The organism is Bradyrhizobium manausense (assembly GCF_018130615.1).
In the GTDB taxonomy this organism is placed as follows: Bacteria; Pseudomonadota; Alphaproteobacteria; order Rhizobiales; family Xanthobacteraceae; genus Bradyrhizobium; species Bradyrhizobium manausense_A.
The window spans coordinates 479053-492684 of record NZ_JAFCKB010000002.1 but is presented as its reverse complement, the minus strand read 5'-3'; the positions used below and the strand labels follow the sequence as shown (position 1 = coordinate 492684).

Annotated in this window: 15 protein-coding genes and 1 tRNA gene; 12 read left to right on the top strand and 4 right to left on the bottom strand. The window is 61.1% G+C overall.

Annotation, left to right across the window (positions count from 1 at the left end):
* The first annotated feature begins 92 nt into the window (after positions 1–92).
* The gene (locus JQ587_RS06070; protein WP_212424688.1) at positions 93–2759 is read left to right on the top strand and encodes a glycosyltransferase; all 2667 of its coding nucleotides are present in this window, start codon (positions 93–95) and stop codon (positions 2757–2759) included.
* 330 nt (positions 2760–3089) lie between these two features.
* Positions 3090–3165: transfer RNA gene (locus JQ587_RS06065), tRNA-Lys, on the top strand.
* 1022 nt (positions 3166–4187) lie between these two features.
* On the opposite strand, the gene JQ587_RS06060 is transcribed toward JQ587_RS06065, so the two are convergent.
* Entirely contained in the window at positions 4188–4316 is a 129-nt protein-coding gene (locus JQ587_RS06060) for a pyocin activator PrtN family protein (RefSeq protein WP_212424687.1), read from the bottom strand.
* A 293-nt stretch (positions 4317–4609) separates the two neighbouring features.
* Between JQ587_RS06060 and JQ587_RS06055 the strand changes: the two genes are divergently transcribed.
* Positions 4610–5098, top strand: a complete 489-nt coding sequence (locus JQ587_RS06055) for a hypothetical protein (protein WP_212302354.1) — start codon at positions 4610–4612, stop codon at positions 5096–5098.
* Between the two features lie 179 nt (positions 5099–5277).
* Here JQ587_RS06055 and JQ587_RS06050 read toward each other — a convergent pair whose 3' ends face one another.
* A complete protein-coding gene (locus JQ587_RS06050; RefSeq protein ID WP_212302355.1) occupies positions 5278–6132 on the bottom strand; it encodes a right-handed parallel beta-helix repeat-containing protein in 855 nt (284 codons plus the stop codon).
* 582 nt (positions 6133–6714) lie between these two features.
* On the opposite strand from JQ587_RS06050, the gene JQ587_RS06045 reads away from it, so the two are divergent.
* Together JQ587_RS06045 and JQ587_RS06040 are read left to right on the top strand one after the other, a co-directional pair.
* The gene (locus JQ587_RS06045; protein ID WP_212302356.1) at positions 6715–7212 is read left to right on the top strand and encodes a hypothetical protein; all 498 of its coding nucleotides are present in this window, start codon (positions 6715–6717) and stop codon (positions 7210–7212) included.
* Between the two features lie 314 nt (positions 7213–7526).
* On the top strand, positions 7527–8012 hold the full coding sequence (locus JQ587_RS06040; protein ID WP_212302357.1) for a hypothetical protein: 486 nt from the start codon (positions 7527–7529) through the stop codon (positions 8010–8012).
* 67 nt (positions 8013–8079) lie between these two features.
* Here the strand turns inward: JQ587_RS06040 and JQ587_RS06035 are convergent, their stop codons facing one another.
* Positions 8080–8754, bottom strand: a complete 675-nt coding sequence (locus JQ587_RS06035; RefSeq protein ID WP_212302358.1) for a hypothetical protein — start codon at positions 8752–8754, stop codon at positions 8080–8082.
* Between the two features lie 308 nt (positions 8755–9062).
* On the opposite strand from JQ587_RS06035, the gene JQ587_RS06030 reads away from it, so the two are divergent.
* From JQ587_RS06030 to JQ587_RS06010, 5 genes are all read left to right on the top strand, one after another.
* A complete protein-coding gene (locus JQ587_RS06030; protein ID WP_212302359.1) occupies positions 9063–9536 on the top strand; it encodes a hypothetical protein in 474 nt (157 codons plus the stop codon).
* A 164-nt stretch (positions 9537–9700) separates the two neighbouring features.
* Positions 9701–9871 (top strand): hypothetical protein, encoded by a 171-nt coding sequence (locus JQ587_RS06025; RefSeq protein WP_212302360.1) that lies wholly within the window; start codon positions 9701–9703, stop codon positions 9869–9871.
* A 269-nt stretch (positions 9872–10140) separates the two neighbouring features.
* A complete protein-coding gene (locus JQ587_RS06020; protein WP_212302361.1) occupies positions 10141–10383 on the top strand; it encodes a hypothetical protein in 243 nt (80 codons plus the stop codon).
* Between the two features lie 152 nt (positions 10384–10535).
* Positions 10536–10778, top strand: a complete 243-nt coding sequence (locus tag JQ587_RS06015; protein WP_212302362.1) for a hypothetical protein — start codon at positions 10536–10538, stop codon at positions 10776–10778.
* A 119-nt stretch (positions 10779–10897) separates the two neighbouring features.
* A complete protein-coding gene (locus tag JQ587_RS06010; RefSeq protein ID WP_212302363.1) occupies positions 10898–11188 on the top strand; it encodes a hypothetical protein in 291 nt (96 codons plus the stop codon).
* A 15-nt stretch (positions 11189–11203) separates the two neighbouring features.
* On the opposite strand, the gene JQ587_RS06005 is transcribed toward JQ587_RS06010, so the two are convergent.
* Entirely contained in the window at positions 11204–12124 is a 921-nt protein-coding gene (locus JQ587_RS06005; protein ID WP_212302364.1) for a LysR family transcriptional regulator, read from the bottom strand.
* 107 nt (positions 12125–12231) lie between these two features.
* Here JQ587_RS06005 and JQ587_RS06000 point away from each other — a divergent pair, with 107 nt between their 5' ends.
* The gene (locus tag JQ587_RS06000; RefSeq protein ID WP_212302365.1) at positions 12232–12555 is read left to right on the top strand and encodes a Dabb family protein; all 324 of its coding nucleotides are present in this window, start codon (positions 12232–12234) and stop codon (positions 12553–12555) included.
* Positions 12552–13631, top strand: coding sequence for a maleylacetate reductase (locus JQ587_RS05995; protein ID WP_212424686.1), 1080 nt, complete (start codon positions 12552–12554; stop codon positions 13629–13631). Before JQ587_RS06000 ends, JQ587_RS05995 begins: the two co-directional genes overlap by 4 nt.
* Position 13632 lies beyond the last annotated feature (1 nt).

Genomic DNA, 13632 nt, shown 5'->3' with positions numbered 1-13632 from the left:
GGCAGAGGTATGCTCCATTTGCCGCGGACTTGGTCGGATCTCGGGGTCGGATCCGCTTCCCTGCCCCCTCAGCCCCTTTTGGTTTAGCCGCGATGCGCGTTGTCGCCGCCGTTCTGTTGCTCGTGTCCGTGCTCCACGCCGGCCTTTGGGGAGTCTTGCGCGACAAGGAACCCGCGCCGGACTTCAAAGGCCTGTTGCCCAGCGTCTCCTACGCGCCGTTCGAAGGCTCGGCCCATCCCGACATCGACAACATCCCGACCATCGAGAAAATCCGCGCCGACCTGAAGACGCTGTCGACCATGACGCGCGCGATCCGCCTCTATTCGTCGACCGGTGGCGTGGAACTGGTGCCACCGATCGCAGCCGAGTTCGGCCTCAAGGTCACCGTCGGCGCTTGGATCGACAAGGACCCGGATCGCAACGAGCGCGAGATCAAGGCCGCGATCGAGCTCGCCCGCAAGAACAGCAACGTCAACGGGGTCGTCGTCGGCAACGAGGTGATCTACCGCGGCGAGCAGAAGGTCGAAGACCTCATCGAGATGATCAAGAAGGTGAAGAGCGCGGTGCGCGTGCCTGTCACCACCGGCGAGATCTGGAACATCTGGCGCGACAATCCCGAGCTCGGCTCCAACGTCGATTTCATCGCCGCGCACGTGCTGCCCTATTGGGAAAACTTCCGCTCCGACCAGGCGGTCGACCAAGCCGTGGACCGCTACAACCTCTTGCGCAATCAGTTCCCGGGCAAGCGCATCGTGATTGCCGAGTTCGGCTGGCCGAGCGCGGGCTATAATTTGCGCAACGCCGACCCCGGTCCGTTCCAGCAGGCCCTGACGCTGCGCAACTTCGTCACCCGCGCCGAAGCGCTGGGCATGGACTACAACATCGTCGAGGCGATCGATCAGCCCTGGAAGTATTTTGAGGGCGGCGTCGGTCCCTACTGGGGCATCCTCAACGCCAGCCGCGAGCCGAAATTTGCCTGGACCGGCCCGGTCGAGAATCCCGACTATTGGAAGCTGATGACGATCGCACTGCTGGTCGGCATTCTCTTGTCGCTGCCGATCCTGCGGCTGGAGCAGCCGACCGCCAGGCAGGCCCTCCTGCTGTCGGCCGCCGCCCACGGTGTCGGCGCCTGGGCTGCGACCGTGTTCGCATTCTGGAACGGGCACTATTTCATCTTCGGCTCGGCCTTCGCGCTGACGCTCGGCATGATTCTCCTTGTTCCTCTCGTCCTCATCGCGATGGCCCGCATCGACGAGATCGCGGCTGTCGCCTTCGGCCGGCCGCCGCAGCGGCTGCTCGCCAAGGGCAAGACGATCGAGGACGTGCCGGAGAATTACTACCCCAAGGTCTCGATCCACATCCCCGCCTATTTCGAGCCGGTCGAGATGCTGAAGCAGACGCTCGATGCGCTGTCGCGGCTCGACTATCCGAACTACGAATGCGTGGTCATCATCAACAACACTCCGGATCCCGCCTTCTGGCAGCCGATCCAGGACCACTGCCGCACGCTCGGTGAACGCTTCAAGTTCATCAACGCCGAAAAGGTGCAGGGCTTCAAGGCCGGCGCACTGCGCATTGCGATGGACCGCACGGCCGTCGATGCCGAGATCATCGGCATTCTCGATGCCGACTATGTCGTCGAGCCCGACTGGCTGAAGGACCTCGTGCCGGCCTTCGCCGATCCCCGCGTCGGCCTGGTGCAGGCGCCGCAGGAGCATCGCGACGGCGACCTGTCGATCATGCACTACATCATGAACGGCGAATATGCCGGGTTCTTCGACATCGGCATGGTTCAGCGCAACGAGCTCAACGCCGTCATCGTGCACGGCACGATGTGCCTGATCCGCCGCGCCGCGATGGACATGGCCGGCGGCTGGTCGAGCGACACGATCTGCGAGGACTCGGACCTCGGCCTTGCGATCCAGGAGCTCGGCTGGACCACCCATTACACCAATCACCGCTACGGCAAGGGGCTGCTCCCCGACACCTACGAGGCCTTCAAGAAGCAGCGCCACCGCTGGGCCTATGGCGGCCTGCAGATCGTGAAGAAGCACTGGCGGCACTTCCTGCCCGGCAAGAGCCGGCTGACACCCGACCAGAAGCGCGAATACGGCCTGGGCTGGCTGAACTGGTTAGGTGCCGAAAGCCTTGGCGTGGTCGTGGCGCTGCTCAACCTCGTCTGGGTGCCGATCGTCGCCTTCGCCGACATCGCCATCCCCGACAAGATCCTGACGCTGCCGATCATCGGCGCCTTCGTCGTCTCGCTCGCGCACTTCCTGTCGATGTACCGCGCACGCGTTGCGATCAAGCCCGGCCAGATGCTGGGCGCGATGATCGCGGCAATGAGCGTGCAATGGACGGTGTCGCGCGCGGTCGCGCAAGGCCTGATCACCGAGCACATCGCGTTCGCGCGGACGTCCAAGGGCGGCCTGTCCAGGATGTCGATCGAGTTCCAGGCGTTCTGGGAGGCCGTGATCGGCACCCTGCTCCTGGTCGGCGCCGGCGTGCTGATTGCCTCCAACAGCTTCAGGCAGATCACCGAGATCTACATCTTCGCCGGCGTGCTGGTGCTGCAGAGCCTGCCGTTCCTGGCTGCGGTGGCGATCGCCATCCTCGAGCTCAGCCGCATCAACTCGTTCCAGTTCTGGCGCGACAGCGCAATCCGCACCGCCGAGCTGATCGGCCTGCGCCCGGTCGCGCTGCCGACATCGGGCAATGCGCAACCGGTGCCGAGCGAGGTGCGGCGGGAGGCGAACTGACGGGACGAATGGTCCCCTCGCGCGGGCAAGACGTCTGCGCCGACATACCGTCGGCAGTGTTCGGCGTGGATAGCTACTCGCCAATCGGGTTGAGAATTCCGGCCTAAACGACGGATACCGCGGGCAAATCCCCGATCCTGCCAACAGTTTCGGCAGCCACCCCTGCTATTGACCTCAGCGCCCCATCCCCCTACACAGCGCGAGCCGAAAGCATGATCCGGAAACAGCCGGTTTTCCCCGCAACGCAAATCCAGGCGTAGCGGCAAGACATGCTTCTCGAATGTCCGAAGACGATGGCGATCAATCGTTGAAGCCATCCAGCGGCCATGGGAGCGCGTAGCTCAGCCGGTAGAGCACGTGACTTTTAATCACGGGGTCCTGGGTTCGAGCCCCAGCGCGCTCACCAAGCTAAATCAAGGACTTACGCTAAAATCCTCACCACATCTTCCTATCTCTAAAATCCCGCGTGCACACACTATGCACACAGGAGCGCGGCCATGACTGCGCTCGTTTGGTTAGTTCTTGGCGTGGTATCGGTCTCGCATGTCGCCAAGTATGGGCGAGGTGCAGGCGGTGGTGGAGCCGGCTGACTCCTGGGATGTTCGACGAAATCCACCAAACCAACGTGAGCTGCAGCACTTGCAGGCCAGCGTGAATTCCTAGATGTACCGGTGATCTCAACGGGGCGGGATCAGTGAGGGCATTGCTAAGCTATAGCGTCGCTGGATTGGCATTCTGCGCAATCTTGCTCGCGCGTTTTGTACGCTGGGTATGGCGTGACGACCATCTCGTCATCGCATGGTTGTTTCGAGCGCTGGCGGTCCTATCAGTAGGCTACCTGATTTTCGATCGAATCTATGAGATTGGAGCTACGGTTTCTTCGCCGGGATCAGACCCAACTAAACCATTCGCCTATCCCTTCTTGATCACGAACAACAGTCACGTATTCACATTACGGAATATTCGCTGGACCTGTCACATCCTCGACATCAAATACGACAACCCCAATTACAGAGTGCAGGAAGCCTCGGTAGTTAGGACGGGTTCAACCAATACGCTTGGCCCCAGCGACTCAATCGCTATTCCTTGTTCCAATCCGGTTGCCATTCCGGCGAAGATCCTGACTACCGATGTCCGGATCTGCGTGTCATACGAGGCCCAGATACTCGGCAGGCTTTGGCCAAGTCACCCAAATCCAAATCCGACGCGTTTCACGTGGGCCGGATGGGCCAGCAATCCGCAATGGATCAGAGGACAGGTACCAGAGGGACCGGACGCACGGATATTTACCTGCGAGGATTCGATTGCGCCGCCTCAGCTTGGACGATGAGAGATCGAGGGAACGAATTTGCCGGGTCAGCCAAACGTGAACCGGTGAGCCCCATGATCGCGGGAGAGCGTCTCACACCATGAATTTGCGCTTGGACTTCACCGCCTTCCCTGTAGCTGGTCTAGCTCCTTCTGAGCCGCCGCCCGGCGAACGTCGATCCATTTCGCTAAATCGGCGAGGTGCACGCCACGCGTGGCCTTCGCGCTGCCCTCGATCACGAAATTCATTCGTCAACACCGTAACCCAGCTCCGAAAAACGCAATTGAGTGCACGGTCACTGTATAGTTGCCATGCGCCCAAGCTAGAGATTCCACACACGCACAACGCGCTGTAGCTCGCACGCAAACCGAGCCGCTACCGAACGATGATTCGCGGGGCGCGCTCCCGGACGCTTCGATCACGGCGTCCCAAACGCGGCGGACCGGCGCATCTGCGAGAACATCGGCTACGACATTCGTCAGATGTTCGGTCGTCGAAATCGTACGAGGATGAATGCCCGCCCTGACATTTGGAGGCTGAAATGCATTTCATCCAGTTTGCCAAGTCCGCTGCTGCGCTGCTCTTGTTTGTCCTGACATTTGCTGCCCCCGCTCACGCGCAGAACAACAAGCAAATTATCTCAGGAACATTCTACGAAGATCGAGCATCGATAAACGGGAACTTTGCAACGGCTACGCTCACATTCACTCAGACACCGAGCGACAAGTTCCTCAATATCACGCACGTCAATTGCACCATCTCCGTGCTCTCAAATCAAATCCTAGCGGTGGCAGAATTGGGAGTCGGGACAACTCCCGGCGCTGTCGACCTGGGCCGCCCCATGTCTGTTCGAGGAAACACGACTGGAGAAGCCGCAGGCGGGAGCAAGTATTATTCCGTCATAACGCAGGTCTATTACAAAATCGGCCCAGGCCGATATCCCTGGCTCTCTATCGCAACAGCAGCAAGCACAGGGAGCTTTGCCCTAAATGGGGCATGCACCATCGTTGGAGAGTTGACCGATAGCTGATGAGCCAACGAAGGCGCGCTAGGGCGAACCGGATTATGGTGACAACGATGACCGCGGCAAGTGCACGAAACTCATTCGTCAATGCCGTAGCCCACCCCTGAAAGCGCAATTGAGTGGCGTATCGACGCGAAACTGTCCTCCGGACGAACCCCAGGTTCGTCCGGAGGCGCTTATTGCGATTACTGGAGCCCGATACTGCCGGTGAATGTACCGTCGTTCCCAAAATTCCCGTTCAGATTATTGTTCCCGTAGGAATAAACGAAGGATCCGGCGCTTGCCGAGATTCCGGCGGAATTGCCGAAAATCCGACAATCATCGACCAGAAATCCACCTCCGTTGGAGGCAGAAATGGCAGCGCCGTTGCCCTGCAAGAGCACCTGGTGGAGCAGGAAAACCGAGCTTCCGGAGCCGCCGATTGCGGTAAGTCCGCCATGGGTGTTGACCGAAACAAGCGAGCTGCGCAGGGTGGCGCGAATGCTGCCCCCTGCACTGCCATCGGCAACAATTCCCGCGTTGTTGCCGCTGGTGCTGGCGCCGGTCACGAACACGTTGAGGGTAACACCAGTGGGAGGTGTCACGTAAATCGCTGCGACGCCTGCGGCCGTGAAGTTCCTGACGGAGGAATCGGAGACGAAGAGGTTCTTGCCGTTTGTCACGACAATTCCCGACGCCGTCCCACCCGCGCCGTCGATGATCACCCCTCCAATGCTGAGACTGACATTGGCCGTGGCCAAGGTGAAGGCAGGCTGGCCGGACACTGGAACGATGATCGGACGGTTAGGCGCGGTAATGACAACGGTTTTGGTGATGGCGTTGGACTCGTTGTACGTCGCGGAGTCCAGGATGACGACTTCTCCGCCGGCACTGGCGGCGGCGAGTCCAGCTGCGATGGTGGTGCAGGGTGCAGTTTGGGTACAGGCGCCGGGTGAGGCTGTGGTCGCCTGAACGTAGGCCGTCTGAGCGGCGTAAGCCGGACCCGCAAACAGTCCGCCCGCCGCCATAAATGCGAATATAAATGGGAATCTCTTAGTCATTTTAAACGAGCCCCTTCTTGGCATAATTGCCGTCTAAAAAATTAGTTAAAATGATTGTGCTTTACAACCGCAATTGCGCTGTCCGGCAAGGACAACGCCGCCGATAACAGCGTGACGGACGCAATCGGGCTTATCCTGTTCGCTTTCGCAGCAATCTTGCCCTGCCATTGTGGATAAGGCGCCTCTCATCCCGGTGATGCGGCAGCTGCGAACTGCGCTTCGCCAATGGCAGGGCGAGCCGCTCATTGTATTGGGAGGCCCCTGCCAAGCCGCGGCTGCGGCCGGAGGAGCTGACGCGCGCAAGCGTCACGTCGCCCTCGACGCTGAATCACTGACCGGACGATCCGCACCAGTCTGACGTCGAGCCACGCTTCGTCGGTCAGGATCGCGGCGCCGAGGGCTGGCCCGGCTTTGTGCTGGCTGATCCGTGCCTTGCGGTCGTCGGTCAGACTCCCAGTGCCAATTGATCAACGCGCTCCAGGCCGCGTCGGTCGTTTGGATGACGCGCGGATCATCGGGGGCGCGGTACACACGCCCGTTCAAAAAAGATCCGGCATCTACTTCTTTCATTTGGAGGTCGAAATGCGTTTCGCTGAATTCGCCAAAGTCACCCTCGCCTTTCTTGGGTTTCTCCTCGTCTTTGCCGCGCCGGTTCAGGCGCAGAACAACAAGCCAGTCAGATCAGGGAATTGGTACGAGGATCGCGCCTCTATCAATATTGGCGGCAACCTTGCTACGCTGTGGTTCGCGCAAGCACCAGCAGACAAGTTTCTGAACATCACGCACGTGGCCTGCGACATCGAGACCGCACTCGGTTGGATGTTGGGACGTACATCCGTGGGCGGCTCCACCACGAACGGAATGGCGGGCGATCTCGGCCGTTCGCAATCCATTCGTGGCACTGTTGAGGCAGAGGTCTCGATCAGCTTTCGATACTATTCGGTCGTCACCGATACCTTTTTGAAACTAGGTCCTGGACGGTTTCCCTTCATCTCGATCACGTCGGCATCAGCCCCCAACGCCAACCCCTCTCAGGTTATTGCCGACTGCACCATTGTCGGCAACTTGTCGGACGACTGAAAGCACAGGGCCTCCCAGCGCCTGCTGGCGGGCCTTGTTTTCTCCGGATCCAGATCCGGCTCTGCTGCGTCCCTTCCCGATCGAGAATTTGCAAACGGGGATCGCGAGGGCTTCAGTCCCGCGCCTTGTTTTGCTGTTGCAACAGACCACGACCTGACGCCCCCCGTCGTGCGGCGGTTCTTGACGTTGCTGCTGAACCTTTGCTGGTCAGCTCAGACCCATCCATACCGGGGTATTGCATCACACCCTCCCGGCATCGGATGGCTGTCGCCTGCGCTGGATTTCAAGCGGGCGGCAATATTGGGAGCGACAAGATGCTAAACGCACTTCGATTGTTGGCATTCCTCATGGGGACGTTTTCGCTCATTCCGGCGCAAGCTGGACAGGTCAATCGGCTCGCGAATATCTACTATGAAGACATCTTTGGACCCGCGGGCTGCCAAAACACGAATCGCTGCAGCGCCGTCTCATCGCTCACGCCGTCGGACGCCTTGCTTTCTATCAATCATGTGTACTGCGCCGTTACGACGCGCGCGCAACTTCAATTGATGTATTTTCAGGTTTGGACAGCGCCTCCGGGTTCGGCCGGCGCCGTCGTCGTCCGGAGCATATATCTCGGTTTTCCGCCGGTCACGGCGAACGCAACAAACGGCTTCTACTACTATAACTTCGATCAGAACGTTTTCTTCCTCGTCGGCCAGAACAGATACGTGGTGCTGTCGGCCCAGACGATCCCGGGCGATACACTGGGGCTTGGCGTGAGTTGCAGCATCACCGGTACGATGGTTCCACCGCAGTGAGTCTCCTTGCCGAAGAGTGACGAGGCCGGCACCAACAGAGTCGCAGATTATTTTGCCTGAGGCGTCTTCAGCTCTCCGGCGCGGCAACCGTCGCCGGCGCAGTCAGTGGAGCACCTCCAACCGACATTGGCCCGACAGATTTCGACTGCCGAGCCAACCGCTTGCGCATCGCTTCGGACAGTCCATAGCGAGCATGTGCTCTTCGAATGGAGGACGTGACGTCCGACATCATTGTGCTTTGCAGCGAGTCGATCTTCGCGATCAGCGTCGAAAGCTGCGGCGATATCTTCTTCACGTCGCCCCGTTCGTCGGTGATGCTCTGCCGGAGAGAGACGAGAACCGTTGAATCCTGCTGATGCAAAGCTGTGTTTTGCTGCAAGGAGGAATTGATCTCCTGCAGTGCAGCAGCCTGTTGCTGCTGGGTCGACTGGATCTCCTTCAAGGCAGCGACGACAGGATCCGGTTTCGGCGCGGCAGCTTCCCGGCTCGGAAGCAGTGCGGCCAGACTGCCGATGTTCGGCGACGGAAGATCGAACGGCGATGTATAGATCGCCGCCGCGCCATTGATCGCCAAGGCACACACCGCCAGCGCCAGGACCGACTTCCGGCTGGACAGCTGGTTCGGCACTGGCGCTTCCGGGGCTTCGGATTCGGCTGGGGGAGCGAATGCTGCGGCTGCGAGTGCTGCAGCGTCGAGATGTTCGGCAAAGCCTAACGTTTCGGATGTCGTGGTCATGCGCATTGACCTCATGAGCGAGCAAAAGGAAGCCGTCGCCGGAACGTCCTCGTGACGCCTCCTTTACGCAGCACCCACCTACAACTGTCTAAAATTGTGGGCTTTTCGGATTAATTCCACGTTAGCGACGTGACCGTCCGGCCTGCCCAGGCCCCCCGGCCGATTACGGGGCTATGCGATGGCGCCGACGCGACGGCCATTCGCGCAGCGCCCCTCCCGGCGGCGGCTCCGGGGTTTGAACCTTTCCCGGGCGGGAACCTACCAATGCCCAGACTCAACGCTGCGCTACCCGCAGCCAATATTTAGAGATCAAAATGCGTTTTGCAGAATTTGCCACATCGGCTGTTGTTGCCGCAGCGCTCTTTGCCGGAAGTCAGGCCCATGCAGCGCCTGTCGTGGTCGGCACATACTATGACGAAACGATCAGCGCCGGATGCAACGGCCAACTCAATTGCAGCGCGTTCCTGACGCAGACGCCAGCGAACAAGATGGTGATGGTCAAAAAGCTGCATTGCAAAGTTCAAACCACGCAGCCGATCTACGTCGGCGGCTTGTTCATTTCAACGGATGGCAGTTCAAACGCCATCCAACGTTGGTTACCGCTCCCCCTTCCGGAAAATGCATACACCGGGCCCGTACCCAACACGGAGTTCAAAGCTTATTTTGACATGACCACAGAATGGCTTATCGGCCAGGGACGCTTTCCATTCGTCAGAATCAGCACGGAATCGTCGAGCAATACCGTGGTCATATGCACCCTGATCGGCACGCTAGTCGATCCGCCGTGATCGTCATCGGACCGGAGGCTGCCACGCGATATTGAGCCGCCGTCGGTGGATGACAGCGGCGGCGGCTGGATATGTTCTGCCCCCTGTTCCGTCACCTCCCCCCAAAAAAGCCAGCAGACAACCCGCGAGAAAGGTGTAGGATTCGACAAACCTGGAGGAACGGCATGTTTGAAATCAACGGTTTCGACACGGCAGGCGTCGTCAGCCTCAAGCGGCTGTCACTCGCCGCCGCCCTCAAGAAGGCCAAAGAGCTGATCGAGGACGGGTGCTGGGACGTTCAGATCGTTGATCCAAATGGCCGAATCTACACTTCGTTTGAGGAACAGGCAGCCTAGCCGCCTCGCGAAATGAGACCCCGGCGCCTGAGACCCCGGCGCCTGAGAGCGCGGGGCCCTTTCGACATATCACTTGGAAACACGATGGGCTTTCCCATCGTCAGCCTCAGCAGCTTCCGCTGAGCCGCTTGGCGCGCCGCGATGGTTTCTGCGAGCGCGAAACCAACGCCGCGTGCGGCCCTCAACTCGCACGAGCCTCGTCGTTGCCAATCAACTCATTTGAGCGCACCCTTCGACGAGGCGCGCAGACGCCGCACAGGGAGTGACCCATGAAGGAACCGGGCCTGGACGGTCGCCATCGGGACAAGGATGGCGCGATCAGTAAGAAGCACGGCAACACGCTGGTCGGCACATTGCGCAAGATCTACGGTAAGGGTTTTGCGGCCGGCTATCCGGATGCGACAACACTCAGCGAGGTCTTGCACCAGCTAAACGAGACGTCGCTGAGCCAGTTGCGTCGCGATCACGACACCGGGCATCTCGGGCACAAGATCGACCACGCCCCGAAGTGATGGGACGTCGCTCGGCGAAATTGATGTCGCCAAACCTAACGGCCGATCCTCGGCGACCTCTGCGGTCAGGCTGCGCTTTTGGTCGGCCCCACACTTGCCGTTTGAGCCTTCCGAAACCAGGCGCTAGGATGAGTCCTTTTGCGGAGGCTCATTTGAAGCAGGTCATATTCATCATTGCAGCCCTCGCGCTGCTTGCCACGGCGCCTGCCAGATCCCAGGCTCTTGTCGATCCCAGCAAGGTTGCACCCGAATATCGGGAAGCGGCCGAAAAGCGCCGCGCCGAGCAGATCCGTCAGCGCGAATGCGCCCTGAAGGCGGAGTTGGAGAAGGTGCTGCCGCGAGATCGGACCGTCTATCTCAACCATTGCCTGGAAGCGATGGCCGCCAAACAATAGCAGGGCGCGTGCGGCTGCACGCAATGCGTGCGATCAGGCAATCAACCGGCTTCAGGCTTTCTTCAGACATTCGGCCCACCGTAACCGCCGATTTCCAATCATCATGACTTGCCGGCGCAATGAATTCCGTCCAGATCCAGTGCACGCGTTGCAAGGCGATGTTTCGCGATCGCGCGGGACGATTGCAGGACGGCTATTCCAGGCAGTGTCCGTGTTGCGAGGTGGTGCTGTTCTTCGCCGAGGACTCGCAACATCCCTTCATCAAGCGCGCGATGCGCAACGCTAGGAAAGTACGCAAGGAGCTGCGCGAGGCCGAAGCAGGCAGGCTCTCCGCCGCGCCGGAACCGCAGGCCGCACCGCGGTCGCGGTCGTCCACCGGGCGGACGCGGGCGCAAGGCCGGGCAGAGTAGCGCGCCGTCAGCCGTCTACGTCGTCTCGATCCAGATCCCGGCATCCGAATGTACGCGGATGTGGTCGACCAGAAAATCAGAGAACACCCTGATCTTGGCCGGCAGCCGGACGCGGTTCTGGTAGGCCACGTTCATGGTGAGCAGCGGCAGCTCCCAATCCGTCAGAACAGGCACGAGCTTGCCGGCTGCGATGTCGCTTTGCACGATGTAGAGCGGCTGGATCAGAATGCCGAGCCCTGCGCGCGCGGCGCCGCAGATGATCTGGCCGTCATTGCTGTCGAGCGTCGGCGCGATCCGGACGGTCTGCGTCGTGCTGCCCCTGCTCAGCCGCAGCGAATAGGGATCATTGGCCAAATTGTAGATGAGCATGTCGTGGCGCGCGAGATCGGCGGGATGCTCGGGAACACCATGCGTCGCGAGATAGGATGGTGCCGCCGCAATCACGCGGCGCATCTGTCCGATGCGGCGGATGATGATGTTGGAATCCGGCTCCTGCTCCCTTGTGCGGATCGCGACGTCGATGCCGGCCTCGATGAAGTCAGGATAACGGTTGGCGGCGATGATCTGGACGTCGAGCTTCGGATAGAGCTTCCGAAACGCCGGCAGCATCGGCGCCATGTAGATCATCGCAAAGGACAGCGAACTCGTGACGCGCAGCATGCCCTTGGGCGACAGCGCGCGATCGCTGACGGCGTCCTCAGCCTCCGCGAGCTCGTTCAGCAACGTGCTGCATCGCTGCAGCAGCTCCTGCCCGGCTTCGGTCAGCCATTGCCGGCGCGTGTTGCGCTCGATCAGGCGGACCGCGAGCCGCTCCTCCAGCGCGCTCAGGTGCCGGCTCGCCGCCGCGTTCGACATCCGCAAGGTGTCGGCGGCCTTGGACAGGCTGCCGAGCTCGGCCGTCTTTGAAAACACCTCGAGCTGAAGCAGGCGGTCCATTCTTCCTCATTCTGGAAAAGAGACTTACGATTTTTGGCCTTTATTTCCGATTTCTGCAAGGCAAAATGGCCCGAACAAGCAAGATCGCAGGCGAGGAAATCTGGGAAATGTCAGGTCCGATCAAGCACATCGTGATGTGGCGGCTGCGTGGGGAGACCCAGGCCGAACGCCTGGCCGCCCGGACCAAGGTCAAAACCCTGTTCGAAGGCCTCAAGGGCCGGATCGACGGCCTCACCCATATCGAGGTTGGGGCTGACATCAGCGACGTCGATTACGCCTGCGACGTTGTCCTCGTCTCCGAGTTTACCGATCACGCGGCCCTGAAAGCCTACGCCACCCATCCGGAGCATCTGCGGGTGCGGGAGGAGCTCGGCGACTTGCGGATCGGACGCTTCCAGGTCGATTATCCCGTCAAAGAGACCGGCGCATGATCGGTTCGTTCACCTTTGAAAATCTGCCATGCCGCGTCGTATTCGGCAGCGGGACGCTTGCCGCGGCCAGGGCCGAGATCGAGCGCCTCGGCGGCAAGCGGGCGCTGGTGCTGACGACGCCACAGCAGGAGGCGCAAGGCAAAGCGCTGGGCGCCGCGCTCGGCCAGCTCTATGCCGGCCTCTTCGCCGGCGCCACCATGCATACGCCGGTCGAGGTGACGGAGCGGGCGATCGCGGCGATGAAGGCATGCGACGCCGATTGCGTGGTCGCGCTCGGCGGCGGCTCGACGACAGGACTGGGCAAGGCGCTGGCGCTGCGGACCGGCGTCAACCAGCTCTGTATTCCCACCACTTATGCCGGCTCGGAGATGACGCCGATCCTCGGCCAGACCGAGAACGGCCTGAAAACCACGGTGCGCGACGTAGCCGTGCTGCCGGAGACGGTGATCTACGACGTCGACCTGACGATGACGCTACCGGTGGGCCTCACCGCCACCTCCGGCATCAATGCCATCGCGCATGCGGTCGAGGCGCTCTACGCGCGCGACACCAATCCCGTGACTTCGCTGATGGCGGAGGAAGGCATCCGCGCGCTGGCGCGCGCCCTACCCGCGATTGCGGCCAAACCCGACGATCGCGCCGCGCGCAGCGATGCGCTCTATGGCGCCTGGCTGTGCGGCGTGTGTCTCGGCACCGTCGGCATGGCGCTGCATCACAAGCTCTGCCACACGCTCGGCGGCACCTTTGATCTGCCCCATGCCGAGACTCACACCACCGTGCTGCCGCATGCGCTGGCCTACAACGCGCCCGCGGCGCCCGAGGCGATGGCGCGCATTGCAGGTGCAATCGGCGCTTCGGATGCATCGCAGGGGCTGTTCGATCTCGCCAAGCGGTTGGGCGCCAAGCTCGCGCTACGAGACATCGGCATGCCCGAGAGCGGCATCGACAAGGCCGCCGACCTCGCCATCACCAATGCCTACTGGAATCCGCGCCCGCTCGAGCGGGGCGCCATCCGCGACCTCATCGCCCGCGCCTGGGCTGGCGAACCGCCGATCACCACCAAAGCGGCGGCGTGAG

What these genes read in the sequence shown, in the direction of transcription:
- JQ587_RS06025 (WP_212302360.1), top strand. Translation starts at nt 9,701, where the DNA reads ATGTTTGAAATCAACGGTTTCGACACGGCAGGCGTCGTCAGCCTCAAG.
- JQ587_RS06070 (WP_212424688.1), top strand. Translation starts at nt 93, where the DNA reads ATGCGCGTTGTCGCCGCCGTTCTGTTGCTCGTGTCCGTGCTCCACGCC.
- JQ587_RS06000 (WP_212302365.1), top strand. Translation starts at nt 12,232, where the DNA reads ATGTCAGGTCCGATCAAGCACATCGTGATGTGGCGGCTGCGTGGGGAG.
- JQ587_RS06060 (WP_212424687.1), bottom strand. Translation starts at nt 4,316, where the DNA reads ATGAATTTCGTGATCGAGGGCAGCGCGAAGGCCACGCGTGGCGTGCAC.
- JQ587_RS06055 (WP_212302354.1), top strand. Translation starts at nt 4,610, where the DNA reads ATGCATTTCATCCAGTTTGCCAAGTCCGCTGCTGCGCTGCTCTTGTTT.
- JQ587_RS06040 (WP_212302357.1), top strand. Translation starts at nt 7,527, where the DNA reads ATGCTAAACGCACTTCGATTGTTGGCATTCCTCATGGGGACGTTTTCG.
- JQ587_RS06050 (WP_212302355.1), bottom strand. Translation starts at nt 6,132, where the DNA reads ATGACTAAGAGATTCCCATTTATATTCGCATTTATGGCGGCGGGCGGA.
- JQ587_RS06005 (WP_212302364.1), bottom strand. Translation starts at nt 12,124, where the DNA reads ATGGACCGCCTGCTTCAGCTCGAGGTGTTTTCAAAGACGGCCGAGCTC.
- JQ587_RS05995 (WP_212424686.1), top strand. Translation starts at nt 12,552, where the DNA reads ATGATCGGTTCGTTCACCTTTGAAAATCTGCCATGCCGCGTCGTATTC.
- JQ587_RS06010 (WP_212302363.1), top strand. Translation starts at nt 10,898, where the DNA reads ATGAATTCCGTCCAGATCCAGTGCACGCGTTGCAAGGCGATGTTTCGC.
- JQ587_RS06030 (WP_212302359.1), top strand. Translation starts at nt 9,063, where the DNA reads ATGCGTTTTGCAGAATTTGCCACATCGGCTGTTGTTGCCGCAGCGCTC.
- JQ587_RS06045 (WP_212302356.1), top strand. Translation starts at nt 6,715, where the DNA reads ATGCGTTTCGCTGAATTCGCCAAAGTCACCCTCGCCTTTCTTGGGTTT.
- JQ587_RS06020 (WP_212302361.1), top strand. Translation starts at nt 10,141, where the DNA reads ATGAAGGAACCGGGCCTGGACGGTCGCCATCGGGACAAGGATGGCGCG.
- JQ587_RS06035 (WP_212302358.1), bottom strand. Translation starts at nt 8,754, where the DNA reads ATGCGCATGACCACGACATCCGAAACGTTAGGCTTTGCCGAACATCTC.